This window comes from Acidovorax sp. 94, assembly GCF_003634645.1.
In the GTDB taxonomy this organism is placed as follows: domain Bacteria; phylum Pseudomonadota; class Gammaproteobacteria; order Burkholderiales; family Burkholderiaceae_C; genus Acidovorax; species Acidovorax facilis.
The window spans coordinates 4732697-4759347 of record NZ_RBJA01000001.1 but is presented as its reverse complement, the minus strand read 5'-3'; the positions used below and the strand labels follow the sequence as shown (position 1 = coordinate 4759347).

At 65.1% G+C, this 26651-nt stretch carries 21 protein-coding genes; 17 read left to right on the top strand and 4 right to left on the bottom strand.

Features of this window, described 5'->3' with window-relative positions; genetic code table 11:
* Positions 1-216: 216 nt before the first annotated feature.
* Positions 217-699: an Lrp/AsnC family transcriptional regulator gene (locus C8C94_RS21930; RefSeq protein ID WP_055396873.1), complete on the bottom strand. Its 483-nt coding sequence runs from the start codon at positions 697-699 to the stop codon at positions 217-219.
* A 166-nt stretch (positions 700-865) separates the two neighbouring features.
* Here C8C94_RS21930 and C8C94_RS21925 point away from each other — a divergent pair, with 166 nt between their 5' ends.
* The 5 genes from C8C94_RS21925 to phhA all read left to right on the top strand — a co-directional run bounded on the left by C8C94_RS21925 (position 866) and on the right by phhA (position 6046).
* Positions 866-1807 (top strand): triacylglycerol lipase, encoded by a 942-nt coding sequence (locus C8C94_RS21925; protein ID WP_055396875.1) that lies wholly within the window; start codon positions 866-868, stop codon positions 1805-1807.
* A gap of 3 nt (positions 1808-1810) precedes the next feature.
* Complete coding sequence (locus tag C8C94_RS21920; protein WP_121422216.1) at positions 1811-2800, top strand: lipase secretion chaperone; 990 nt, start codon at positions 1811-1813, stop codon at positions 2798-2800.
* Between the two features lie 186 nt (positions 2801-2986).
* On the top strand, positions 2987-4099 hold the full coding sequence (gene hppD / locus C8C94_RS21915) for a 4-hydroxyphenylpyruvate dioxygenase (RefSeq protein ID WP_056059508.1): 1113 nt from the start codon (positions 2987-2989) through the stop codon (positions 4097-4099).
* Positions 4100-4172: 73 nt separating this feature from the next.
* Positions 4173-5141 (top strand): tripartite tricarboxylate transporter substrate binding protein, encoded by a 969-nt coding sequence (locus C8C94_RS21910; RefSeq protein ID WP_121422215.1) that lies wholly within the window; start codon positions 4173-4175, stop codon positions 5139-5141.
* Between the two features lie 65 nt (positions 5142-5206).
* Positions 5207-6046, top strand: coding sequence for a phenylalanine 4-monooxygenase (gene phhA, locus C8C94_RS21905; RefSeq protein WP_121423028.1), 840 nt, complete (start codon positions 5207-5209; stop codon positions 6044-6046).
* 944 nt (positions 6047-6990) lie between these two features.
* On the opposite strand, the gene C8C94_RS21900 is transcribed toward phhA, so the two are convergent.
* Positions 6991-7881: a triacylglycerol lipase gene (locus C8C94_RS21900; RefSeq protein WP_121422214.1), complete on the bottom strand. Its 891-nt coding sequence runs from the start codon at positions 7879-7881 to the stop codon at positions 6991-6993.
* 97 nt (positions 7882-7978) lie between these two features.
* On the opposite strand from C8C94_RS21900, the gene C8C94_RS21895 reads away from it, so the two are divergent.
* The 11 genes from C8C94_RS21895 (at position 7979) to C8C94_RS21845 (ending at position 23234) form a co-directional block, all read left to right on the top strand.
* The gene (locus C8C94_RS21895; protein WP_121422213.1) at positions 7979-8722 is read left to right on the top strand and encodes a hypothetical protein; all 744 of its coding nucleotides are present in this window, start codon (positions 7979-7981) and stop codon (positions 8720-8722) included.
* A gap of 74 nt (positions 8723-8796) precedes the next feature.
* Positions 8797-10479 carry an AMP-binding protein gene (locus C8C94_RS21890; protein WP_099731323.1) on the top strand — a complete coding sequence of 561 codons (1683 nt, stop codon included), beginning with the start codon at positions 8797-8799 and terminating at the stop codon, positions 10477-10479.
* Between the two features lie 466 nt (positions 10480-10945).
* Positions 10946-11899 carry a sugar ABC transporter substrate-binding protein gene (locus C8C94_RS21885; RefSeq protein WP_121422212.1) on the top strand — a complete coding sequence of 318 codons (954 nt, stop codon included), beginning with the start codon at positions 10946-10948 and terminating at the stop codon, positions 11897-11899.
* Between the two features lie 87 nt (positions 11900-11986).
* Positions 11987-13651, top strand: coding sequence for a sugar ABC transporter ATP-binding protein (locus tag C8C94_RS21880; protein WP_121422211.1), 1665 nt, complete (start codon positions 11987-11989; stop codon positions 13649-13651).
* Positions 13648-14640, top strand: coding sequence for an ABC transporter permease (locus tag C8C94_RS21875; RefSeq protein WP_121422210.1), 993 nt, complete (start codon positions 13648-13650; stop codon positions 14638-14640). Before C8C94_RS21880 ends, C8C94_RS21875 begins: the two co-directional genes overlap by 4 nt.
* Positions 14641-14698: 58 nt before the next feature.
* Positions 14699-15721, top strand: coding sequence for a LacI family DNA-binding transcriptional regulator (locus C8C94_RS21870; protein ID WP_121422209.1), 1023 nt, complete (start codon positions 14699-14701; stop codon positions 15719-15721).
* Positions 15718-16662, top strand: a complete 945-nt coding sequence (gene rbsK / locus C8C94_RS21865; protein ID WP_121422208.1) for a ribokinase — start codon at positions 15718-15720, stop codon at positions 16660-16662. Before C8C94_RS21870 ends, rbsK begins: the two co-directional genes overlap by 4 nt.
* Positions 16659-17048 carry a D-ribose pyranase gene (gene rbsD / locus C8C94_RS21860; protein ID WP_121422207.1) on the top strand — a complete coding sequence of 130 codons (390 nt, stop codon included), beginning with the start codon at positions 16659-16661 and terminating at the stop codon, positions 17046-17048. The genes rbsK and rbsD overlap by 4 nt, the downstream gene beginning before the upstream one ends.
* Positions 17049-17401: 353 nt before the next feature.
* Positions 17402-19621 (top strand): hypothetical protein, encoded by a 2220-nt coding sequence (locus tag C8C94_RS21855; RefSeq protein ID WP_147433291.1) that lies wholly within the window; start codon positions 17402-17404, stop codon positions 19619-19621.
* Positions 19622-20084: 463 nt separating this feature from the next.
* Complete coding sequence (locus C8C94_RS21850; protein WP_121422205.1) at positions 20085-22139, top strand: hypothetical protein; 2055 nt, start codon at positions 20085-20087, stop codon at positions 22137-22139.
* A 162-nt stretch (positions 22140-22301) separates the two neighbouring features.
* Positions 22302-23234: an MBL fold metallo-hydrolase gene (locus tag C8C94_RS21845; RefSeq protein WP_121422204.1), complete on the top strand. Its 933-nt coding sequence runs from the start codon at positions 22302-22304 to the stop codon at positions 23232-23234.
* Between the two features lie 137 nt (positions 23235-23371).
* On the opposite strand, the gene C8C94_RS21840 is transcribed toward C8C94_RS21845, so the two are convergent.
* Positions 23372-23971, bottom strand: a complete 600-nt coding sequence (locus C8C94_RS21840) for a DUF4124 domain-containing protein (RefSeq protein ID WP_121422203.1) — start codon at positions 23969-23971, stop codon at positions 23372-23374.
* 91 nt (positions 23972-24062) lie between these two features.
* Positions 24063-26048, bottom strand: coding sequence for a lytic transglycosylase domain-containing protein (locus C8C94_RS21835; RefSeq protein WP_121422202.1), 1986 nt, complete (start codon positions 26046-26048; stop codon positions 24063-24065).
* Between the two features lie 14 nt (positions 26049-26062).
* Between C8C94_RS21835 and C8C94_RS21830 the strand changes: the two genes are divergently transcribed.
* Positions 26063-26635, top strand: a complete 573-nt coding sequence (locus tag C8C94_RS21830; RefSeq protein WP_121422201.1) for a 5-formyltetrahydrofolate cyclo-ligase — start codon at positions 26063-26065, stop codon at positions 26633-26635.
* Positions 26636-26651: the final 16 nt, after the last annotated feature.

The following is a 26651-nucleotide window of genomic DNA, read 5'->3' as shown; positions in this document are numbered from 1 at the left end:
CAAATATAAGGGTTTTCCCTCATTATTTCCAGCAAAAATGCTGCGCTGCAACAAATTAGTGAGGTAGCTCAAACCTGTTCCACACAGCACTCCTGCCCCACTTGGCAAGCTGGGCGCCTCCGCCAACGGCTTCCCGCAAGGGTATAGCGGCATGGGGCGCGGGGCAACATGGGGTGTCACGCTCGCGGCACCTTCAGCACCCGTTCAAAAGCCTATTTACACCGGCACGGCTGTGGTCGCCTTCACGCGGTCCAGCACAAAACTGGTCTTGCAGTCCTGCACGCTGGGGTGTTTGAGCAGCGTGTCCATGATGAACCGGCTGTAGTGCGCCATGTCGGCCACCACCACGCGCAGCAGGTAGTCCATCTCGCCCGTGAGCGACGCGCACTCCACCACTTCGGGCCAGGTCTGCACGCTGGCGCGGAACAGGTCCATGGGGTTGCGCTTGTGGCTTTCGGTGTGTTTTTCGAGCCGGACGTTGAGGTAGGCCGTCAGCCCCAGGCCCACGGCCTCGGGGGGCACCAATGCAACGTACCGGTCGATGACGCGGCTTTCCTCCAGGCGCTTGACGCGGCGCAACACCGCACTGGGCGACAGGCCCACCTGCTCACCGATGACGTCGTACGTCTCACGGCCATTTTCTTGCAGACGGCGCAGGATGGCCCTGTCCAGCTTGTCGAGTGCGTTTAAAGCTTGCATGGCGCAAGATTTTATGAAGTTTTGACTTTTCGCGCCTTCTGAATTGCAGGCTCGGGTATGTCCCGATAGTGACTCCACACGAAGAAAAGAAGAATAAACCTCGCAAAAACGAACGATCGTTCTTTTTTTTTGCAAATACAAAAAACATACCTATGGAGACAACTGCATGACCGGATTCCTCAGCCGCTTTTTGCGGCGATTTGTTCTGGCCGCGACCGCCGCATTGCTGCTCGTCGGCGCCAGCGCGCAAGCCCAGACGGGCACCACCCAGACCCGCTACCCCATCGTGCTTGTGCACGGGCTTTTCGGGTTTGATTCGGCCCTGGGTGTCGACTACTTCTACGGCATCCCTGACGCCCTGCGCCAGGGCGGCGCCAAGGTCTACGTGGCCCAGGTGTCGGCCGCCAACAGCACCGAAGTCCGGGGTGAGCAGCTGCTCGCACAGGTGAACACCATCCTGGCCATCACCGGCGCGGCCAAGGTGAACCTGGTGGGGCATTCACACGGCGGGCCTACGGCGCGCTACGTGGCCGGGGTGGCGCCGGGCAAGGTTGCCTCGGTGACCTCGGTCGGTGGGGTCAACCGGGGATCGCGGGTGGCGGACATCATGCGTGGCGTGGCACCCGCGGGTTCGGTCTCCGAAACCATCGCCAACGGGGCGGCGTCGGCGCTGGTCGCGCTGATCAACCTGACTTCGGGCGGCTCGGGCCTGCCACAGATGCCCACCGCCGCGCTGGACTCGCTCACCACCGCCGGTTCCGCCGCCTTCAACCGACGCTTTCCGCAAGGCGTCCCCACCTCTGGCTGCGGCAGCGGCGCAGAACTCGTCAACGGCGTGCGCTACTACTCCTGGACGGGCACCAAGACCCTGACCAACGTGCTGGATGCCAGCGATGCCCTGCTGGGCGTGCTGGGCCTGGTCTTCGGCGAAGCCAACGACGGCCTGGTGTCGGCCTGCTCCTCGCGTCTGGGCAAACACCTGGGCGACTACCGGCAGAACCACCTCGACGAAGTGAACCAGCTGCTGGGCCTGCGCGACTGGTTCTCCACAGACCCAGTGACGCTGTACCGCCAGCACGCCAACCGCCTCAAGGCACAGGGCCTGTAAGCCGTGAACCGCGCCCGCGCCTTCGCCGCAGGAGTGGCCCTGGTCGCCGCCACGGCCACCGTGGTGTGGTGGCCGGGTTCGCAGCAAGGCCTGCCGGGCGCGGTGGACCCGCGTTCGGTGCCCGGCGCGGCGGCAGCGCCAACCGGCGGTGCAGGCCAGAGCCTGTCGGCGCGGCCCATGGAGAGCAGCTTCTTTGCCATCCGCCGCGCCACCGACCCCGACCGCGGTGAAGACCCCCTGCTGGTGCACGGCCTGCGCGACACGCTGGAGGCACTGCTCACAGAAGCCCTGGAGGACGGCGCGACAGACCCCGCCGCACTCAAACAACGCCTGGCCGCGCTGGTGGGCAAACACTTCCCCGCAGCCCTGGCCACACGCGCATTGGCACTGGCCGAGCGCTACGTGGACTACCGCGTGGCGCTCGGCCAGCTGCGCCCGCCCCAGGACCCCAACGACCCCGGTGCCCTGCGGGAGGCGCTGGAAGCCCGCCACAAAGTGCGCCAGCAGTTTTTTGACGGCCCCGAACACGACGCCCTGTTCGCCCGAGAGGCGGAGCTGGACCGCTACACCCTGGCACGCCTGGAGATTGCCCGCAACACCCAGCTCACCGCCGAACAACGCGCCCAGGCCCTGCGCGATGCAGAGAACGAATTGCCTGCAGTGCGCCGCGCCGAGCGCGCCGCCACCACCGAACACCTGAACGCCGCCGCCCAAACCGCCGCGTTCAACGCGCAAAACACCGACGAACGCACCCGCCACGCGGCCCGCAGTGCGCAATACGGCGAGGCCGCCGCCCACGCCATGGCCCAGCTCGACCGGGAAGAACAACACTGGCAGCAGCGGCTTGACCAGTACAACCAGGCGCGCGGCCAACAAGGCGAAGGCCCCGCATTGCAGCAACTGCGCCAGCAGCTTTTCTCCGCCGAGGAGCAACAACGCATCGACGCCGCCCTGGCGCTGCGGCGCCTGCCACCTACTGCGTCAGGCTCCTGAGCTCCCCTGGCCCCACGCAAGAGACAGCCGCCACATACCGGGGTAGCGCCCTCGTCTTGCGCTGAAATTTGATCATTCACAACATTCCTGCAAATCGAAGGCCCACACCTCTTGATTTCGCCAGAAACATGAGGCAGGGCGCGCCTACAGTCCATGACATTCCTCAACGAATGCCGGAGACACCCCATGAACGCCGCCTTGCCGCAAGAAACCGCCGCCCAGCTCGAAGCCTGGGACAACCCCATGGGCCTGATGGGGTTCGAGTTCGTCGAATTCACCTCGCCCCAGCCCGGCGTGCTGGAGGCCGTGTTCGAAAAGCTGGGTTTCACCCTGGTCGCCAAGCACCGCTCCAAGGATGTGGTGCTGTACCGCCAGAACGGCATCAACTTCATCCTGAACCGCGAGCCCCACAGCCAGGCCGCCTACTTTGGTGCCGAGCATGGCCCCTCCGCCTGTGGCCTGGCCTTCCGTGTGAAGGATGCGCACAAGGCTTACAACCGCGCACTGGAGCTGGGCGCCCAGCCCATCGAGATCCCCACCGGCCCCATGGAACTGCGCCTGCCCGCCATCAAGGGCATTGGCGGCGCACCGCTGTATTTGATCGACCGGTTTGAAGACGGCAAGTCCATCTACGACATCGACTTCGAGTTCATCGAAGGCGTGGACCGCCGCCCCGTGGGCCATGGCCTGAACCTCATCGACCACCTCACGCACAACGTGTACCGCGGCCGCATGGGCTTCTGGGCCAATTTCTACGAGAAGCTGTTCAACTTCCGTGAGATCCGCTACTTCGACATCCAGGGCGAATACACGGGCCTGACCAGCAAGGCCATGACGGCGCCCGACGGCAAGATCCGCATCCCGCTGAATGAAGAATCGAAGCAGGGCGGCGGCCAGATCGAAGAATTCTTGATGCAATTCAACGGTGAAGGCATCCAGCACATCGCGCTGATCTGCGACAACCTGCTGGACGTGGTGGACAAGCTGGGCATGGCCGGCGTGCAGCTGGCCACCGCGCCCAACGAGGTCTATTACGAAATGCTGGACACCCGCCTGCCCGGCCACGGCCAGCCTGTGCCCGAACTGCAGTCGCGCGGCATCTTGCTGGACGGCACCACGGCCGACGGCACGCCCCGCCTGCTGCTGCAGATTTTCTCCACCCCCATGCTGGGCCCGGTGTTCTTCGAATTCATCCAGCGCGAAGGCGACTACCGCGATGGTTTTGGCGAAGGTAACTTCAAGGCGCTGTTCGAGTCGCTGGAGCGCGACCAGATCCGCCGTGGCGTGTTGAACACCTAAGACATCAGACATCCAGGGTTAACCCTGAACAGGTGCCTATACTGCGCGCTCCCCGGAACTCATAAGGATCCCGATGTCGCTCCGTAGCACCCTGTTCAGTGTTGGCCTGACCTGTGTGGCCACCTTTGCCATGGCCCAAAGCCCCTCTGCCCCGCTCACCATCGTGGTTCCCTACCCCGCTGGTGGTCCGCTGGACACCTCGGCCCGCATCGTGGCCGAGGGTGCTGCAGCCCAGCTTGGCTCCATTACCGTGGAGAACAAACCGGGGGCGGGTGGTAGTACCGGTGCGGACCAGGTCGCCAAATCACCCAAGACCAGCAACCAGGTGCTGATGGGCGCCGTGGCCACCCACGCCGTCAATCCCTGGCTGTACAAGAACTTCCCTTACAACGCGCTCAAGGACTTCAAGCCCATCGCGCTGGTAGCCCGCACGCCCAACGTGCTGGTGGTCAGCGCGGCGCAGGCCACCAAGCTGGGGATCAAGACCACGCCGGAGCTGGTGCAGTACCTCAAGAAGAACCCGGACCAGGCCAAGTACGGATCGGGCGGCAACGGCAGTATCGGCCACATCTCGGCCGAGATGTTCAAGTCGCTCACCAACACCAAGATGGGCCACACGCCCTTCCAGGGCTCCAAGCCCGCGCTGGCCGCGCTGGAATCCGGCCAGGTGCTGATGGTGTTTGACAACCTGGCCTCGGCGTTGCCGCAGATCCAGTCGGGCAAGCTGCTGGCGCTGGGTGTAACCACGTTGAGCCGCAATGAGGCGCTGCCGAACGTGCCCAGCATCAACGACAGCGTGCAGGGCTTCAACGTGTCGACCTGGTTCGGCCTGTTCGCGCCCGCCTCGCTGCCCGATGCCGACGCGCGCCGGTATGCCAATGCGTTCTCGGCAGCGATGCATTCGCCCGCTGGCAAGGAGAAGTTCAAGAAGATGGGTATCACGCCCGAAGAGCTGACGCTCGACGGGTTTGCGCAGTTTGTGCGCTCGGAAAACAGCAAGTACGAGTTCCTGATCCGGGCCGCAAAGATCAAGATCGATTAGCAGCCGCGTGGGCTGGTGCGCACCCCCGTCGCGGTGCGCCGACCATGGCGGCAAAGGAGAAAAAAATGGGACAAGCCCCTGTCGTCTATGGCCAATCCACCCGCCCACCGCGTGGCGACTACTCGCGTGCCAACGCGGACTACACCTGCCCGCAGGACTACGCGAGCTACACCGCCGCCGACCACGACACCTACCGCCGTCTGTACGAGCGCCAGCGCGCCCTGCTGCCGGGCCTGGCCAGCCAGGCGTTCATCGATGCCCTGCCCTCACTGGGCGCGAGCGACCGCATCCCGCGTTTTGAAGAGGTGAACGAGCGCCTCTACAAAGCGACCGGCTGGGAGCTGGTGGGAGTGCCGGGTCTGATCCCCGAGGTGCCCTTTTTCACCTTGCTGGCCAACCGCAAGTTCCCGGTGACGGACTGGATCCGCAAGCCCGAGGAGTTCGAGTACATCGTCGAACCCGACATTTTTCACGACCTGTTCGGGCATGTGCCGCTGCTGTTCAACCCGGTGTTTGCGGACTATGTGCAGCGCTACGGCCAGGGCGGGCTGAAGGCGCAGGGGCTGGGGTCATGCGAGATGCTGAGCCGCTTGTACTGGTACACCATCGAGTTCGGGCTGATCCGCGAAGCGGGGGAGTTGCGGGCGTATGGGGCGGGGATTTTGAGTTCGTCGGGCGAGCTGGCGTATTCGGTCCAGAGCCCGGAGCCGCAGCGGATTCCGCTGCAACTGGAGCGCACCATGCGCACGCGGTACAAGATCGATACGTACCAGCAGACGTATTTTGTGATCGACAGCTTTGAGCAGCTGTTTGAGATGACAGCAGCGGACTTTGCGCCGATCTATGAGCGGCTGCGGGGGTTACCAGAGTTTGCTGCGGATGAGCGGGAGGCTGTGGCGGCTTGATTCTTTAGATGAAATTGGCTTCTTCCGCCTTTCCATAGAGCGCTGATAGCTACCATTTTTATAGCAATCCTTCAACCATTCGGGTTGAAGCTCTCGAAGCCTCGGCGTGCTGGTTTGGAAGGCGTGCCTGGGTTCAGGGCGGAGGCCGGGGTGTGCGCCCGGCGGCGCAGTGGCTTTCTTTTGCTTCGCCAAAAGAAAGTCACCAAAGAAAAGGCGACCCTGCTGTCTGCGACCCCTTCGCTGCGCTGCGGGGCAACCTGGGGTGCTCGGTCACGGGGTGCACCGCAGAACTCGCTGCGCGCCTGCGGCGCTCCGCTCAAACAGCTGCGGTGAGTCAGTTCACGAAGCGCGTGTGTCCTTCGGCACACGCGCCACCCCGCGCCCTGCGCGCCCCAGGCGCATCCAGAAGGGAACCCGAGGGACATCCACACGGGCCATTGCTTCGCTGCGCTGCGCTCGGCACCGTCTCGCGGGCGCAAGCGCCACGCGCTGCGCAAACTGGGCCGAGCGCAGCGATGGCCCGAATGGATGTCCGGCTGTTTGGATGTTCGGCTCCCCACCCCTGCTGGCTGCGCCTGCGGCGGGGCGGTTGTGGGGTGAGCATGGGCGTCGCAGCGCCCATGCCTCGTGAACTGACTCGCCGTGGCTGTCTGAACGAAGCTGCACCGCAGCGCAGTGAGTTCCACGGCGCACCCCGCAACCGCCCCGCCGCAGGTTTGCCCCTTCGCACCGCGAAGGGGTCGCAGACTGGGGGTCGCCTTTTCTTTGGTGACTTTCTTTTGGCGAAGCAAAAGAAAGTTACTCGCACGCCGGGCGACTCCCGGCCTCCGCCCTCAACAAAGGCACACCACCGAATCAGCACACTCAACAAAACACTGCAAAATCAATAGCTACCAACGCTTTATAGACAGGCGCCAGCAGCCCAAAAAACCAAAGAATCACCCTCAACCCATCTCCTCCAGACAAGCCTTCATCACCCCAGGGTCAAACGCCATCTGCACATGCGCCACCCCTTCCACCAACCGGTGTTCCGCCCCCGCTAAAGCCGCCGTGGTAGCCGGAAACACGATGTTGTCGCAGTTCGAATACCAACAGGTAAACAACGCAGCCCGCCCCGCAGGCTCCGCCCGCTGCAAGGCCACCACCCAGTCCCCCGCCAAGCTCATCTGCCGCCCATTCACCGCCCGGCTGAAACGCCCCAGCCACGTGCCCCCATGCGGCGTGCCCAGCGTCAACACACGGTGCACCCGCCCATCCGCCTGGTGCGCCCGCAGCCACGCCCGCACCGCCAAGCCACCCATGCTGTGGCACAACAGCACCGGCGCCTGCCCCGTGGCCGCCGTCACTTGGCGCACGGCGTCTTCGATGATGTCGGCGTACTCGTCAATCGACCCCATCACCGGCTCCAGATTGACCGCCACATAGGCATGTCCCCGTGCTTGCAATGGCGCAAACCACGGCAGCCACAGGCCCCGGTTGCACATGAAGCCATGCACCAGCACAACGCCGCGCTTTCCGGTGGGCTGCGCTGGCAGCCAATCGGGCAATGACTGGTGGCGAAACGGCTGGCGCCAGCAAAAGACCATCAACGCTACCCACACCTCCGCCCACCAGGCACCCACAACCTGCGACAGGCGGGCGCGCGGTGCAGCGTCAGTGCGGTTGGTGATGTGCATCAGCACAAACTCCACCGCCATCACCACCAGGTAAATGCCTAGCGGCACCAGTGCCCCCAGCACAGCACGCAACGGTGAATAGGGCCACTGCCACACCAGCCAGACGGCCATGGTCAGCAGGATGAACAGGAGCAGGATTCGTTGCCAGCGCGCAATCATGGTGGTGAGGGCAAATGTTGTAATGGACCAGCCGCATTGTGCGGTCTGACCACCGCCCGACACCGCACCCCGCAGAACGCAGAAAGGAACCCGCCCCATGGATGCCGCCCAGACCATCCGCGACTGCATCGCCGACGTGACCGCCCTGCGCCTGCACCGCACGGGCGACCCGGCGCTGGGGGCGGCGGTGGGCAGCGTCAAAAGCCTGCAGGCGCGGCGCTTTCGGAGCACCTATGCGGACCTGATGGGCTCGCCCGCGTTTGGCCCGGCAGCGCGGTTCTTTCTGGAAGAGCTGTACAGCGACACCGACTACACCGACCGCGACCTGCAGTTTGGCCGCATTGCGGGCACGCTGCAGACCATGTTCCCCCAGCCAGTGGTGACCACCGCCGTGGCCCTGGCCGTGCTGCACGCACAGACCGAGGAACTGGACCAGGACATGGGCCGCGCGTGGTTGGTGCATGAAGCCAACGCAGCCAGCGACGCCATCCGCTACACCGCAGCCTGGCGCACTGTGGGCCAGCGCCATGCACGAGCGCAGCAGCTGCAGCGCGTGCTGGCCATGGGGAATGACCTGGCGCGCCTCACGCGCACCCCCGGCCTGCGGATGATGCTGCGCATGATGCGGGGCCCGGCCAACGCGGCCGGCATGGGCGCGCTGCAGAGGTTTCTGGAGGCAGGGTTTGACACCTTCGGCCAGCTCGCTCGCCAGCGCGGCGGGGTGGAGCAGTTCCTGGCCACCATCGAGCAGCGCGAGCGGGCGCTGATGGACCAATTGTTCGATGCCGATCCTGTCACCTGCGGGACCCAGCTCGCCAACACACTAGGACAAGCCCGATAGCCCGCAACGCGCCCGCCTTCCACAATCTGTGCCCACCTATCAATGGCATTTGGCGAGCACAAGGAAACAAGCGCATGGAAAAGATCTGGCTCAAGAGCTACCCCCCGGGCGTCCCACACGACGTGAAGCCCGAGCAATACCGCTCTGTGGCCCACCTGCTGGAAGAGTCGTTCCGCAAACACGCATCCAGCCCGTTCTCGGTCTGCATGGACCAGTGGATGACCTATGGCGAGCTGGAGCGCCGCTCGGCCGCGCTGGGGGCCTATCTGCAGAGCCTGGGGCTGGAGCCGGGTGCGCGCGTGGCCATCATGCTGCCCAACATCCCCCAGTTTGGCGTGACCATGGCGGCCGTGCTGCGCGCAGGCTACACCTGCGTGAACGTGAACCCGCTGTACACCGCGCGCGAGCTGGAGCACCAGCTCAAGGACTCGGGCGCCACGGCCATCGTGATCCTGGAGAACTTTGCCCACACGCTGGCTGAGGTCATTGACCACACGGCCGTCAAGCATGTGGTGATGGCCTCCATGGGCGACCTGCTGGGCTTCTGGTTTGGCAAATGGATCACCTTCGCCGTGCGCCACCTCGCCAAGATGGTGCCTGCGTATGACCTGCCGCTGTCCAACGGCCGCAAGGTCGTCACGTTCAAGAAGGCGCTGTCGCTGGGCGAGCACAAGTCGCTCGCGCCCAGCCAGGCCACGCTCGACTCCATCGCCTTCCTGCAGTACACGGGCGGCACCACGGGCCTGTCCAAGGGCGCGGTGCTCACCCACCGCAACATCGTGGCCGCCACGCTGCAGGCCGAGGCGTGGTTCACGCCCGCACTGTCCAAGGTGGGCGACCTCTCCAAGGCCAACTCCATTGCCGCGCTGCCGCTGTACCACATCTTCGCGCTCACGCTGTGCCTGCTGGCCATCCGCCAAGGCTCCAGCCTCACGCTGATCCCGAACCCGCGCGACATTCCGAAGTTCGTGGCCGAACTCAAGAAGCGCCCCTTCCACATGCTGCCTGCGGTGAACACGCTGTTCAACGCGCTGCTGCAAAACCCGCAGTTCAAGACCCTGGATTTTTCGCACCTGTGCGTGTCGCAGGCCGGAGGCATGGCAGCCAGCGAGGGCACGGCCAAGCAGTGGCAGAAAGTGACCGGCAGCACCATGATCGAAGGCTGGGGCATGAGCGAGACCTGCGCCATCGGCACCAACAACCCGGTGATCAGCACCACCTTCAGTGGCAACATCGGCCTGCCGCTGCCGGGCATTGACATTGCCATCAAGGACGACGAAGGCAACAGCCTGCCCCAGGGCGAGTCCGGCGAGATCTGCATCCGCGGCCCCAACGTGATGGTGGGCTACTACAACCAGCCCGAAGAGAACGCCAAGGCCTTCACGCCGGACGGCTTCATGCGCACGGGCGACATCGGCATCATGGACCCGCAGGGCTACACCCGCATCATCGACCGCAAGAAGGACATGATCCTGGTGAGCGGCTTCAACGTGTTCCCCAACGAGCTGGAGCAGGTCATCAGCCTGTGCCCCGGCGTGGTCGAATGCGCGGCCATTGGCGTTCCCGATGAGAAGCAGGGCGAGGCCATCAAGGTGTTCATCATCAAGAACGACCCGGCCCTGACCGAGGACGAAGTGGCCAACTACTGCCACCAGAACCTCACCGGCTACAAGCGCCCCAAGTACATCGAGTTCCGCGACGAACTGCCCAAGAGCAATGTGGGCAAGATCCTGCGCAGGGAATTGCGCAAGGCCTGACGCAGTTCAAGGGGCAGCGCGCCAACCGCTGCCCCCTGTCACCTCACCCAGGGCGCTTCGGCGCCCTTTTTCTTGGGCGCAAACCATGCAAGCCCTCAGTCTGCACCGGGTACTCCAATGCCTGCATCTCCGGGTTTTTACTGATTAGCAAACGTTTGCGCAAACGTTTGCTTTCGTTATCATCCAGATCGCGACAAGGCACCGGGCATCCGTAGCCGCTCCTTTTTAGGGGCACTGCCGGGGATTTCCCTCCACGCTGTCGGTCGCCTTAGGGCGACGCTGAATAAGCCTCCGCGATGCGGCGGGCCCTGGGTCGGGATGGGCTGCAAGGCGCAAACCACAGTGATAGCCGTAGCTATCGCGAGGATTTGCAACGCTGCAGACCGTCCTGAGCCAGGGATGCGCCGGGCGCGAGAGGCTTGTTCAGCGTTGCCTTTGTCCACATTCCAACCTGGAGACAAAACCCATGCAGTTCACTCGCCGTTCCGTTCAGACAGCCGCCGCCCTCGCCGTTGTGGGCAGCCTGCTGGCCAGCCCTGCCTTCGCGCAGGACAAGCCGAAGATCGCGCTCATCATGAAGTCGCTGGCCAACGAGTTCTTCCGCACCATGGAAGACGGCGCCAAGGCGCACCAAAAGGCCCACGCCAAGGAATACACGCTGGTGGCCAACGGCATCAAGAACGAGACCGACACGGCAGCGCAGATCAAGATGATCGAACAAGCCATGGCGCAGAAGGTCAGCGCCATCGTGCTGGCCCCGGCCGACTCCAAGGCGCTGGTGCCCGTGGTCAAGGCGGCCATCGACAGGGGCATCATCGTGGTCAACATCGACAACCAGCTCGATGCCGACGCGCTGAAGGAAAAGAGTATCACCGTGCCCTTCGTGGGCCCCGACAACCGCGCAGGCGCCAAGCTGGTGGGCGACCACCTGGCCAAGACGCTGAAGGCCGGTGACAAGGTCGGCATCATCGAAGGCGTGTCCACCACCTTCAATGCGCAGCAGCGCACCCTGGGCTACCAGGACGCCATGAAGGCCGCCAACATCACCGTGGTGGGCGTGCAGTCCGGCAACTGGGAGATCGAAAAGGGCAACACCGTGGCCGCCGGCATGATGCGCGAGCACCCTGACCTCGTGGCCCTGTTGGCTGGCAACGACAGCATGGCCCTGGGCGCCGTGGCCGCCGTGAAGGCCGCAGGCAAGACCGGCAAGGTGCAGGTGGTGGGCTACGACAACATCGGCGCCATCAAGCCCATGTTGGCCGACGGCCGTGTGCTGGCCACCGCCGACCAGTACGCCGCCAAGCAGGCCGTGTTTGGTATCGAACTGGCACAGAAGGCCCTGGCCGCCAAGACGCCGCAGAACCAGCTGCCCGCCACGGTAAAGACGGATGTGGTGCTGGTGACGAAAGACAGCAAGTAAATCCGAGAGCGGCGAACAAGGCCCTTCTGGCGTTGTTCGCCGCTCAATAGATAACCACCGCCCTGCAGCTGCCCACTTCAAGCCTCCATGCCCAGTCGCTCGCCCGCTCCTCAGTCCCCGCCCTTGCTCGCCATCCAGGCCGTAGGCAAGGACTACACCGCCACCGTGCTCGATGGCGTGAACGTAGAGCTGTTTGCGGGCGAGGTGCTGGCGCTGACCGGTGAGAACGGTGCAGGCAAGAGCACGCTGTCCAAGATCCTGTGCGGGCTGGAGCAGCCCACGCGCGGTGGCATGTTGCTCGGTGGCCAGACCTACACGCCCGCCTCGCGCCGCGACGCTGAGCGCCAAGGCGTGCGCATGGTGATGCAGGAGCTGGGCCTGGTGCCCACGCTCACCGTGGCCGAAAATTTGTTGATGGGCCGCTTGCCCCACCGCCTGGGCTGGCTGCAGCGCGATGCGCTGCACACCGCCGCACGCGCACAGCTGGCCAAGATCGGCCTGGACAGCATCGACCCCGCCACGCCCGTTTCGCAGCTGGGCATTGGCCAGCAGCAGATGGTGGAGATTGCGCGCAACCTGCAGGACGACACGCGCATCCTGGTGCTCGACGAGCCCACGGCCATGCTCACGCCGCGCGAGACCAACTACCTGTTCGAGCAGATCGCCCACCTCACCGCACGCGGCGTCGCCATCGTCTATGTATCGCACCGGCTCGAAGAACTGCGCCGCATCGCCGACCGCGTGGCCGTGCTGCGCGATGGCCGCCTGGTGGATGTGCGCCCCATGGCGGGCATGAGCGAGGACGACCTGGTGCAGCGCATGGTGGGCCGCGTGGTGAGCGACCTGGACCACCGCCCGCGCCGCCCTGTGGGCCCGGTGGTGATGAGCGCCGAAGGCCTGGGCCGGGGCACCGCCGTGCAGGACGTGAGCCTGGAGCTGCGCGCGGGCGAGATCTTCGGCATTGCCGGGCTGGTCGGATCGGGCCGAACCGAGCTGGTCCGCCTGCTGTTTGGCGCGGACCGGGCAGACCGGGGCAGCATCACGATGCACCCGGAATATGAACAAAAACAGGCTCTAGCGCTTGATGAACAAGCGCCACCAGCTATACAAAACATAGCAAACCAGAAATCAGCGGCATCCCAGGCCACACCCCGCACCATTCCCCGTGGTTTCGCCTCGCCTCTTCAGGCCATCGCCGCCGGTGTGGGCCTGGTCACCGAAGACCGCAAGTCCCAGGGCCTGCTGCTGTCGCAGCCCATACGCATCAACGCCACGCTGTCCGACCTGTCGACCGTGTCGCGCGGCGGCTGGCTGCAGCGCGGGCTGGAAAACCGCCTAGTGCAAGGTTTTGTGCGCACGCTGGGCATCCGCTGCCGCAGCGCCGAGCAGCCCGTGGGGCAGCTGTCGGGCGGCAACCAGCAAAAGGTGGTATTTGCCCGCTGGCTGCACCGCGAAGGCCGCGTGCTGCTGCTGGATGAACCCACGCGCGGCGTGGACGTGGGCGCGCGCGCCGAGCTGTACGGCGAGCTGGACCGCATGGCCGCCGAGGGCCGCGCGCTGCTGATGGTGTCGTCCGACCTGCGCGAGCTCATGGCCATGGCCGACCGCATCGGCGTGATGAGCGCGGGCCGCCTGGTGGCCGTGTTCGAGCGCGGCGAGTGGTCCGAGCAATCGCTGCTGGCGGCCGCGTTCTCCGAGCCCGGCGGGCGCACCAGCACCACCCCTTCAACCTCTTCTCCTGTGACCGCATGAACGCCCCCACCGCATCTGCCGCGCCCGCTGCGGCGCCTTCCTCCGCTTCGGTCTGGCGCAGCCAGCTGGGCACCTACCTGGGCTTGCTGGCCGTGCTGGCAGGCATGGTGGCGCTGTTCTCGTCGCTGTCCGAATACTTCTGGAGCGCCGAGACCTTCATCACCATCGCCAACGAGATCCCGGCCCTGGCCGTGATGGCGGTGGGCATGACCTTTGTGCTCATCATCGCGGGCATCGATTTGTCGGTGGGCTCTGTGATGGCGCTGGCCGCAGCCACCTCGGCCGCCGCCATCCTGCAATGGGGCTGGACGGTGCCCGCCGCCGCCGCGCTGGCACTGGCCACGGGCCTGGTGTGCGGCACCATCACCGGCATGATTTCCGTCGCATGGCGGCTGCCCTCGTTCATCGTGTCGCTGGGCATGCTCGAAGCCGTGCGCGGCAGCGCGTATGTGGTCACCGACTCGCGCACGCAGTACGTGGGCGACGCGATCTCGTGGCTGTCGGCACCCTTCTTTGGCGGCATCTCGTTTGCCTTCTTGCTGGCGGTGGTGCTGGTGGTGGTGGCACAGCTGGTGCTGTCGCGCACAGTGTTTGGCCGCTGCGTGGTGGGCATTGGCACCAATGAAGAAGCCATGCGCCTGGCAGGCGTGGACCCGCGCCCCATCCGCATCATCGTGTTCGCCATGACTGGCCTGCTCGCGGGGCTGGCAGGGCTGATGCAGTCGGCCCGGCTCGAAGCCGCAGACCCCAACGCGGGCACGGGCATGGAGCTGCAGGTGATCGCCGCCGTGGTGATTGGCGGCACCAGCCTCATGGGCGGGCGCGGCTCGGTGATCAACACGGCCTTTGGCGTGCTGATCATTGCGGTGCTGGAGGCGGGCCTGGCCCAGGTGGGCGCCAGCGAGCCGAGCAAGCGCATCATCACGGGTTTTGTGATCGTGGCGGCCGTCATCGTGGACACGCTGCGCCAGCGCCGCACGGCACACTGAATCAGGCACTGAATCACGGTCTGACTCCACTCACATCCAACGACTTCTCACTTTTTGCATGGCTACTATCAAAGACGTTGCGCGCCACGCCGACGTATCGGTCACCACGGTGTCGCACGTGGTCAACGGCACACGCCACGTGAGTCCCGAGGGGCGCGAGCGGGTCGAAAAAGCCATCCGCGCACTGGGCTATGTGCCCAGCGCCATCGCGCGCAGCTTAAAGAGCAACAACACGCGCACGCTGGGCATGCTGATCCCCAACAGCTCCAACCCGTACTTTGCCGAGATCGTGCACAGCGTGGAAGACCGCTGCTTTGGCGCGGGCTACAACCTCATCCTGTGCAACACCAACGACGAGGCGCACCGCCAGGGCACTTACCTGCAGGTGCTGGCCGAGCGGCGCATCGACGGGCTGATCGTGGTCTCGACCGGCCACGACGCCACGCTGCCCACGCAGCTCGCGGGCCTTTCCATCCCCACCGTGCTGGTGGACCGCGAAATCGAGCTGGCCGAGCAGCAACCCTGCGACCTGGTGGAAACCGCCCACATGCAAGGCGGCCTGCTGGCCACGCGCCACTTGTTGTCGCTGGGCCACCGCCGCATTGCCTGCATTGGCGGCCCCGAAGGCATTGCCCCCAGCGAGCAGCGCATCGCTGGCTGGCGCACCGCGCTGGCCGATTCGGGCTGCGGCACCGGCGAGGGCCTGCTGTGGCACGGCAACTTCACCAGCCAGGGCGGCTACGAAGCCATGCACGCCGTGCTGCGCGCTCCCGAGCCGCCCACTGCCGTCTTCGTGTGTAACGACCTCATGGCCATGGGCGCACTGTGTGCCGCGCACGAACGCGACCTGCGCGTACCAGAGGCACTGTCCATCGTCGGCTTTGACGACATCGAACTCACCGCCTTCACCAGCCCACCGCTCACCACCGTGGCCCAGCCCAAGCAGCGCATCGGCGCACTGGCGGTGGACATGCTGCTGGAACGCATCGACGGCAAGCGCCAGGATGCGCGCAAGGTGATGCTGCAGCCCGAGCTGCACGTGCGCGCCTCCACGGCCCATGCACCCGGAGGTGCGGCATGAGCACTACCCACACGCCCTGCATCGCCGTCGTCGGCAGCCTGAACATGGACCTGGTGCTGCAGGTGCAACACGCGCCGGGCCCTGGCGAGACCGTGCTGGCCGACGCCCTGCACCTGGTGCCCGGCGGCAAGGGCGGCAACCAGGCCGTGGCTTGCGCGCGCCAGGGCGCCCAGGTGGCCTTGTTCGGCCGCGTGGGCGATGACGGCTACGGCCACACCCTGCGCGCCGGGCTCGATGCCGACGGCATAGACCACAGCGGCGTGCAGACCGACACCGACACCACCACCGGCGTGGCCGCCATCACCGTGGAGGCCAGCGGGCAAAACCGCATCGTGGTCGTGCCCGGCGCCAACGGCCGCTTTGTGCTGGATGCCGCCGCGCTGGGCAAAGCGCTGCAAGGCGCAGGCGGTCTGGTGCTGCAGTTTGAAACGCCCCTGCCCCAGGTGCTGGCCGCCGCCGCGATGGCCCATGCCGCGGGCTGCCCTGTGGTGCTCAACCCCTCCCCCATCCAGCCCCTGCCCGAAGCGATGTGGCCGCTGGTGCACACACTGGTCGTGAACGAGGTGGAAGCCGCCGCGCTGGCAGGCCAGAACGTGACCACTCCCGCAGATGCCGCGCAGGCCGCACAAGCCCTGCGCGCCAAGGGCCCCGCACAGGTCGTAGTAACTCTGGGCGCTGCGGGCGCCGTGGCCGCCGATGCGGCAGGCAACCGCTACCACCCCGGCCTGGTCGTGAAAGCCGTGGACACCACGGCCGCTGGTGACACTTTCCTGGGGGCACTGGCCGTGGCGCTGGCACGCGGCGAGCCGCTGGACGCCGCCGTGCGCGAAGGCATCCGAGCATCGGCGCTGTGCGTCACCCAGCCCGGCGCCCAGCCCTCCATCCCTACCCGCGCCGCCGTGGCGCACAGCCCCCAACCGCCCGCCTGGAGCCCCCTGTGAAACGCACCGCCCTGCTGCACGCCGAACTCTCCCACGCCATCGCCACCCTGGGCCACGGCGACATGCTGGTGATTGGCGACGTGGGACTGCCCATCCCCAATGGCCCGCGCCGCATTGACCTGGCCCTCACGCCGGGCATCCCGGCCGTGGCCGATGTGCTGCGGGTGGTGCTGGAAGAAATGCAGGTCGAGAAAGCCGTGATCGCCACCGAAGCCATGGAGCGCAACAGTGGCCAGTTGCCCACGTGGTGCCAGCTTCCGGTGGTCCCTAGCAACGTATCGCACGATGAGTTCAAGCGCCTGACCCAGCAGGCCCGCGTGATGGTGCGCACAGGCGAGTGCACGCCCTATGCCAATGTGATTCTGGTGGCGGGCGTGACGTTCTGACCTCACGACATTGAGCCACTTCAAGGGGGTCGGCAAGCCAGCACGGTAGACCCGAGCTGGAGCGGAGCTGGAGTTGCAGCAGCGGGAAAAGCGCGGCCCACCTCCCGCAACCATACGTTTCCCCGGTGACTGCAGAGGCACCTTTCCCACACCCGGCTCCTGCGACTTTGCACCAACGCTGGCCGTGGCCTGGGTAGTTCGTCGACGCGGCCCCGAACGCCGGGCCACGGGTCTGGCGTCTGGCGTCTGGCGTCTGGCGTCTGGCGTCTGGCGCTGCATTTGCAACGGGTTGAAACAGACACGTACTTCCATGCTCCCTACGCATAATCAACCAGCAGCGAGAAGGCCCATCCTTGGCACAGACCCGCTTCAAGTTCATCAGGGAGGAACCACTTGTGAAACCCATGTCGCGACAGCATCGGCCTGCCCTCCCCTGGCTGACAGGTTTGCTCAGCCTTTCCATCTTTGCCACGTCCTGCGGGGGCGGTAGCGGCAGTGGTCCGGACGCAGGCAACCCAGATACCCCAGTCCCCGAGCCCACACCTGCACTCAGTCTGCTGGCCGGGGCCACCCACCGGTCCGGTTACCTGGATGGCGCCGCCGCCGATGCGCTTTTTTCCGGGATACCAGCACTCTCGCTTTCGCCCACAGGTGATTTGCTGATGGCAGACACAGGCAACCATGCCATCCGGAAATGGGCAACCTCCGGTCTCGTCAGCACCTTCGCAGGCGGCCAAAGTCCGGCCCCTGCACCCTCAGTCACTGTCCACTACGCCGATGGCATGGGGCCAGCTGCACGTTTTTTCTATCCAACAGCGGTCGCAGCAGACGCGTCAGGCAACACCTACGTGGCGGACACAGCCAACCACCTGGTGCGCAAGATTGACAGCACCGGTGCCGTCACCACCATCGCAGGTAAACCCGGCGTGTGTGGCAATGCCGACGGCCCCTCCCAGGGCTCAACACTCTGCGCTCCTCGCGAAATAAGGCTGGACAGCGCCGGGAATCTCTATGTCGGCCAGGGTAGCTACGCCTACCCAAAGATTCGCCAGATCACCCCTGCGGGCGTCACGAGCACCCTGCCCATGGAACTGCCGGAGCCGGAGCGCTCCAAGTTCGTCGTAGATGCCTCCGGCACCGTCTACTTCACACACGGGAGTTCCATCAAGAAATCTACCCCCACCGGAGAAGTGACCCATGTCGCTGGCAACCAAGACATTCAGGGTGCTGCCGATGGCGATGCCGTGACGGCCAAGTTCAGCATCCTCCACGATTTGGCACTGGATGCCTCCAACGAGCTTTATGCACTGGATGGACATGACCCGGTCACCATTCGCCATATCGCCAAGAGCGGGGCCGTGTCCACCCTGACCCTCACAGTCCCTGCGGCTTCGGGGGGTAGAAGCCTGGTCGTTGATCGCAGCGGCAACTTCATCGTCAGCCTCGCCAATGTCCAATCCACGTGGATTCAAAAATACCATCGCGATGGCACCCGATCCACCCTTGTCGGGAAGCCCACGGCGGCGAATCCCGAGGCCGTCGCTGCAGACGGTCCGGGCACAGATGCGCGGTTCAAGGCTCCTCAGGCGATGGCTCTGGCGAAGTCAGGAGCGCTGTATGTGGGCGACTACGACGCTGGCAGGGTGCGCATCGTCCGCCCCGACGGCACCACAAGCGCACTCCCGCTCCAATGGCCTGCAGGCTTTGCGAACCCCTCCTGGCGGGCCATGGCGGTAGATGGGCAGGACAACATCTATACGGCCTCCACGGCACCGTTTCCTGGCGATCCCAATCTGGTTTTCAGGATCAGCCCCACCGGCCAAGCCTCGGTCCTGGCAGATGTGTCCACATGGGTTCCCCCATTCGTCCATGGTGGCAACACCTACAGATATGCTGCCGCCATCAATGGGGTTGCCGCCGACGCTGCAGGCAATGTCTATGCGGCGGGCGTCAATGGCGTCATCCTCAAAATCATCGCCGCAGGCGAGGTCACTTTGCTGGCCGGCAGTCCCGGCGCATTGGGCCACGTGGACGGACAGGGCAGCGCCGCGCGCTTCTCCATCCTGGGGAATATGACCCTTGATCAGGCGGGCAATCTGTATGTGGTGGATGGGCTCAATGACGCGTTCACCGGGATTGGCCCCACCATCCGCAAGATCACACCCGCCGGCATGGTCAGCACCGTCGCCGGCAGGGCCGATCTGCCCGCTGGTCTGGTGGATGGGCCGGCCAGCAGCGCGCGCTTTGCGGCAGCCAGTTACAGCAGCTACTCAGCTGGCGGGGTTTACATCGGGCAAGACTTTGGCTCTCTCAATGGAGAAAACGGCGGCACAGCCAGCCTCGCAATGGATGCCAAGGGCAATCTGTACGTCACGGATCCTGTCAACAGCGTGGTTCGCAAGATCTCCACAGAAGGCCAAGTCAGCACGCTGGTCGGTCGTGCCGGGCAGCGAGGCTTTCTGGGAGGGGATCTTCCGGGCATCATTCACACGCCTATCGGCATTGCCGTGCGGGATTCCAAGCTGTACCTCGCGACACGCAATGCAGTAACGCAGGTGAACCTTCCGAAGTAGCGAAAACACGGCCGTTTGGCGAAGACAGCAGGCGAGCGACGCTACTGCGCGCGAACCACGCGTACGCCACACTACGCTGCCATGGCGACTGGAAACCGCTTATGTTGGAGAGGCATTTTGTAGAACCAGAACCTTGGAGCCGAACCAATCAAAGCGGTCCCTGCAGTGCGTTATTGACCCCATAGCGATGACCAACTCCCAGAGCTGGCTTGCAACTGTTTGAAACATAAAACTCTCGGATCCATGCGCAAATCAATTGGCAGCCGGAGAGCCCGGTGTTGAAGAAATCCACGTCTACTTTTATGCGGAGCATTCATTTGTGAAAACCGAGTCACGACAAACCCCATCCGTCCGTTCCTGGCTTGTGGTCACACTGAGCCTCTCCCTTCTGGCCGTGTCCTGCGGCGGCGGTAACGGCGAAGACGCAGCCCCGCCACCTCCCGCACCTAAAGGCGTGCTCAGCATGGTAGCCGGCGCTACGCAGGGCACCGGCTACCAGGATGGTGCGGCCGCCGATGCACTGTTTGCAGCCCCTCCGGCACTCGCATTGACATCTGCCGGCGACCTGATGTTGGCGGATTCCACCAACCAGGCGGTGCGCAAATTGACCGCCTCGGGCACGGTCAGCACTGTTGCGGGCGGGCAGCCCCCACGCCCGTTCTCCTTTGCCAACCCCCCAAACTACGCCGATGGGCCGGGGCCGGCAGCACGCTTTGACAACCCATCGGCGGTGGTTGTCGATGCGACGGGCAACACGTACGTGGCGGACAACTACACCGTGCGCAAGATCGACAGCCAGGGAGTGGTCACTACGTTGGCCGGAAAACCCGGCGAATGCGGCATTGACGACGGCCCGCTGCAGGTAGCAACGCTCTGTGGTGTGGACGCACTCCGGCTGGATGGTGCGGGGAACCTCTATGTGTTGAGCGGTGGTGGCGACCGCCCCTTCCGCAAGATCACCCCGGCGGGCGTGGTCAGCACCCTGCCGCTGGAGCGCAAATGGAACCTGCCCTCCACGTTTGTCGTGGATGCATCGGGTGCACTGTTCATTGTCGCTGGCAGCACCATCCAGAAATACACACCACAAGGTGGCTTGGTTCACGTCGCCGGCTCGGCAGACGCCCGAGGAAACACGGACGGCGATGCCGCCACTGCCCGGTTTGGCACCTTGCTCGACTTGGCTCTGGATGCATCTGGAAAACTGTACGCCCTCGACCAATACCCCCCGGCGTATGAGACGACCCAAGACCACTCGATCGCCGTGCGCCGCATTGGCGAGGACGGCACCGTCTCGACGGTGCTGCGCATTCCCGATGCGCAGACGGCCAAAAGCCTTGTCATCGATGCGAACGGCAGTTTCATCGTCAGTCTGGGCAACTCGCGGTCGGCGTGGATCCAGAAATTCCGCCTGGATGGAACGACTTCCGTTCTGGCGGGCAAGGCCACGCCGTACGATCCCAAGCCGGTGCCCGTCGATGGCCCAGGGTCGCAGGCCCGTTTCATCGCGCCCCTCGCCATGGCCTTTACCAAAGCCGGGGCGTTGTATGTGGGGGACGCGAGCAGCATCACCACCCTGCGCAAAGTGGGATCGGATGGCAGCACCAGCACCCTGCCGCTCACCTGGGACACCGTTCCGACCGAAGTGCAGAGCAGGCCGTCATGGCGGGCGATGGCCGTCGATGGCAATGACAACCTCTACACCGCCTCCCACGCTTGGGTGCCGAACCAGCCCAGCTACGTCTACAAGATCACGCCCCAGGGCACCATCAGGGTGCTGGCGGACCTTTCCCCCTGGTTCCCGCCTTTCGAATACGCAGGGCGTTCGTACAAGTACGGCGGCCCCGTGAACGGCTTGGTCGCAGACGCAGCGGGCAACGTCTATGCAGCAGGTGTCAACGGCACCATCGTGAAAATCAACCCGCAAGGCACCGCCAGCTTGCTGGCCGGCAGTGCCGGTGTGCTCGGCCATCAGGACGGGCAGGGCAGCGCTGCACGCTTCTCTGTTCTGGGCAACATGACCCTGGATGCCGATGGCAACCTGTACGTGGTCGACGGGCTGCATGACGCCTTCACGGGTATCGGGCCCACCATTCGCAAGATCACGCCGGCAGGCGTCGTCAGCACCGTGGCAGGGCGCGCCGACCTTCCCGCAGGCTATGTCGATGGCCCGGCCGCCAGGGCGCAATTCACTGTGGCGGGTTACTCCACCTTGCTGATCGCCGCGACCCTCCCCTGGGGAACGGATTTTGATGATTTCCGCACCACGTGGGGCGGCACGGCCAGCCTGGCCGCCGATGCCAAGGGCAACCTGTACTTGACGGACCCTCGCTACAGCGTGATTCGCAAGATTGCGAAAGACGGACAAGTCAGCACCGTGGTTGGCCAAGCCGGACGGAAGGGCTTCCTGGCCGGAGAGGCCCCTGGCATCATTCACACGCCGGTGAGCATTGCCGTGCGGGATTCCAAGCTGTTCTTCAGCACCCGCAACGCGGTGGTGCAAGTGACCTTGCCACAGTAGCCACGCGCAGCCAGATGCCGCTGTCCCGCCGAGCGGCATCGATGGCGCGGGCATGCGGGTTTTGGAGGACTGCAGGCACGCTGGACCTGCAGTACGCTGGACAGCAGACTGCGGCGCAGCGTTTGTATTGATACCCGCCGCAAAGCCTTCACTCTCGCCTTCATGCCCACTACTGCGCCACACAACCTGCTCCCCCCTGAAATCACCGTCCTGGAGCGCGGCTGGCTCTCGGCCAACAACATCCTCTTCGTCGGCCACCACGACACGGCCATCGTGGACACCGGCTACTGCAGCCACGCAGAGCAGACCGTGGAGCTGGTGCGCGATGCTCTCGCGGGCCGCAGGCTGGATCGCCTGCTCAACACCCACCTGCACAGCGACCACTGCGGTGGCAATGCCGCGCTGCAAAAAGCCTGGCCCGGCGTGCTCACAGCCATACCGCCCGGCCAGGCCGACCATGTGCGCCAGTGGGATGCCTATGCGCTGAGCTACACCCCGACGGGCCAGGAATGTCCACCCTTTCGGGCCGACACGCTGCTCATGCCCGACTCCTGCGTACTGCTGGGCGACAAGCCCTGGCAGGTGCATGCCGCGCCGGGGCACGATCCGCATTCGGTGGTTTTGTTCGAGCCCCAGGGCCGTGTGCTGATCTCGGCCGATGCGCTGTGGGAAAACGGCTTTGGCGTGGTGTTTCCCGAGTTGGAAGGCGAAGACGCGTTCGCCCAGGTGGCCGCAACGCTGGATGTGATCGAGCAGCTATCACCCCAGGTCGTGATCCCCGGCCACGGGCCGGTGTTTGCCGATGCGCCCCGTGCCATCGATGGCGCACGCCGCCGCCTGGACGGTTTTGTGCGCAACCCGGGCAAACATGCGCTCTATGCGGCCAAGGTGCTGCTGAAATACAAGCTGTTGGAATGGCAGCAGATCAGTCTCCAGGACCTGGCTGCCTGGGCGCAGGCCACGCCCTACTTCGGCATGCTCCGCGAGCGCCACTTTGCAGATCAGGCCGAGGTTGAATGGCTTGGCAGCCTGAGCGACGAACTGGTGCGGTCCGGTGCGGCCACCCGCCAAGGCGACATGCTGCACAACGCATAGATACGACGTCCGCCCGGACCTTGGCATCCCGGCTGACCGCAGCAACGCACCTCAGTCAGTGCCGCCATGGCACGCCCTTGACCGAGCCGCTGCAGGCATCCCTCTTGGGGGACGGCACACAGCGCCTCGGCACGGCTTCAATGCTTGTGCTGCTTGTCGCACCCCGTCACATGGTTGTTGCTGCTGGACATGCACTGGTAGAACGCCTTCTTGTTGCCCGATGCGCCCTGGCAGTCCGATACGCTGTATTTGCCCTTGGCTTCACGGATCTTGGGTGCCGCCTTGTCAAAGTCCGCCTGGGCCATGTAACCGTCGCGCACGTTCTTCTGGCCCACTTCCAGCATGAGGTCGGCTTGGTAGTGGATGTTGTCCACGGCGGTGGCGCAGTTGAGCGGCACTTGCTTGCCGTCCACCGTGCCCAGGGCCTTCTTCAGCCCCTCGCCAAATTCCTGGACGTCTTTCGGAATCTTCTTGGTGCCGTCGGGGTTGAACTGGGTGGCACCCGCCGACTTGCCAGCAGAAGAGGCGCTGCCCTTGCTGCCTGCACCACCGCTGCCACTGGTGCCGTTGTTGTTCTGCAGCTTCATCGGCTCGGCATCCTGCGAGGTAGGCGGCGGCTGCGATCCGTAATGGGTTTTACCGTCGGCATCGACCCACTTGTACACCGGCTGCGCCTGCGCTGCTGCGCCCAGAACCATCGCCAGGGAGGCCATGGCCACCCAACCCAGTTTTCTCATGGCTTACCCCTCCAAATATTGGCAAAAATAGGCCCTAGCGCTTATCCGATAAGCGCCAGTAGCTCTTCCATTTATAGCAACCACCGACCCATCAAGGCAAATCCTTGTTCACCTCTGGCAACGCCGCATCGCGCGGGCCGATCGTGCCCAGGCGGCTCTTGAGCGACTGGGGCTGGCCGGTGAGCATGGCTGCGTAGTTGGTGGTGTTGGACAGCACTTTCTTCACGTAGTCACGCGTCTCGGCAAACGGCACGTTCTCGGCCCAGATGGCGGCGTCCAGCACCGGGCCGTTGCGCCAGCTGCGCGGGCGGCCGGGGCCTGCGTTGTAGGCGGCCGCGGCCATGGGCATGGAGCCCGCAAAGTCGTCCAGCGCGAGCTTGAGGTAGGCGGTGCCGATGGTGATGTTGGTGTCGCGGTCGTTGATCTGATCGGCCGTGAAACCGTTCAGACCGATCTTCTTGGCCGTCCAGCGCGCGGTGGCGGGCATCACCTGCATGAGGCCCGAGGCGCCCACGTGCGAGCGCGCATCCATGATGAAGCGGCTTTCCTGGCGGATCAGGCCGTACACGTAGGCCGGGTCCAGGCCGATGCCATTGGCACGCTCCACCACCGCGCTGCGGAAGGGGGTGGGAAAGCGCTGCGTAACGTCCACGACGCTCTTGGTGCGCTCGCTGGTGTTGATGCAGCGGTCCCACACCTCGCGCTGGCAGGCGAAGTCGGCGGCGGCCAGCAGTTCGCGGTCGGGCATGCCGCCGCTTTGGTGCAGGTTGGTGGTGTAGTTCCACTCGCGCACGCCTTCGCTGCGCAGGCCCAGCAGGATGGCGTACAGGGCGCGGTTGAGCCCCGGGTTGGCGCGAGCGGCGGCCTTTTCTTCGGCGGTGAGGGGCGCGGGCGCGGGCGGCGTGGTGATGCGCTGGCCCAGCTCTTCGAGCGCCAGCTGCTCATAGAAGCCGCGCGTTCCGGCAATGCCTTCGAGCAGTTGCCGTGCTTCGGCGCGTTCGGCATCGCTCACGCGGCCCGCCAGCAGCGAGCGCGCCTTCCAGTACACCCAGGTGCTGTCCTGGCGGCCTTCAGGGCCCATGGCGTCCACCGCCTTGCCCACGGCCTTCCACTGGCCAGCGCGCAGGGCGGCACGCACCTTCCAGCCCAGCAGGTCATCGTTGAGGTCGCTGTCCTTGGTCACATTGGCGAAGTAGCCATGGGCGTTGCTGGCCAGCTTCTGCGCGGCGGTCTTGCCAATCACGCCCCAGGCCCAGTTGCGCTCTTCGGCAGAGAGGTGCACGCCCCATTTGTTCTCCAGCTGGTAGGCCGCGCTGTCCGGGTCGCTGGTGGCCAGCTTCAACAGCGCCAGCAGCACCAGTTCCTGCCGGGCCTTGCCAGCGGCAGTGGCGCGCGAGAGCAGGTACTTGCTGGGCGCATCGAGCACATCCTTGACTTGCGGCAGCGATTCCGGCGAGACGATTTCGACCGCCGTGCGCACCACGCGGGGGCGGTTGGCCTCCACACCCAGGCGGGCCTTGCGCCACACATCCAGGGCCGAGAGCTTCTTGTAGCCATACAGCTCGCGCGCGGCGTGGGTGCAGCCATCGTCGGCGTCGCGGATCGCATACCAGTTGCTGCGCACGTCCTCGGCCACGGTGGCTGGTGCCGTGCCCTTGATCTGGTCGATCAGGAGGGCGTAGCAGCGCACTTCGCGGTCGTCCGACATGCGGTAGCTCGGGTGCTGCTCGGCAAACTGGCTCCAGTCGCGGCGCTGACCCAGCAGCAGCAGCCAGTCGTTGCGCAGGCGGTCTTCCTGGTAGGTGCCGGCGTAGCGCTGCATGAAGGACTGGATCTCCTGTGGCGAGGCCTCGCCAAGACGCACGCGCAGCTCCCAGTAGGCAGCCCAGGGCTCCAGCGCATGGCCGCGTGCCGCTGGCAGCAGCTGCGCGAGCTTGTTGCGGTCGCCCTTGCGGAACGCCTGCTGCATCTCCAGCAGGGTATCGTCACCACGGTTTTGCGCCATGACAAGGGGCGCGGTAGCAGCCAGCAGGGTGGCGGCCACAAGGGGTGTCAGAATCGCTCTGAGAAATTGCATGGGGGAATTATCTGATGGACAAAGCAGCCCTTCGGCGCGCATTGATAGAAGAACGCCTCAACCTGCCGGACCGCCTACAGCGGGCCGACCTGTTACAGCAGGTGATGCGCATCTGGCTGGTGAACCGGCCGGATACGGTGATCGGCGCCTACTGGCCCATCAAGGGCGAGTTTGACCCCCTGCCCGCCCTGCACCGCTGGAAGGAAGACGGCGAGTTGCTGGACGAGCCCCTGCGCCGCCGCATCGGCCTGCCCGTGGTCAACAAGCAGCACAAGACCCTCACCTTCCACGCCTGGTACCCCGGCTGTCCCATGGAAGAAGACGCCTACGGCATCCCCAAGCCCAAGGACACCGAGGTCATCGTGCCCACACTGCTGTTTGTTCCGTGCGTGGGCTACGCGCCGGGTGGCTACCGGCTGGGCTATGGCGGCGGGTTTTACGACCGCACGCTGGCCACGCTGCAGCCCAAGCCGTTCACCGTGGGTCTGGGCTTCACCCATGGCTATCTGGATGATTTCGAGCCTGAGGAGTTCGACCTGCCGCTCGATGCCATCCTGAACGACAACGGGGTGGTCTGGCCTGTCTGACCGGCCAGACCGGCTC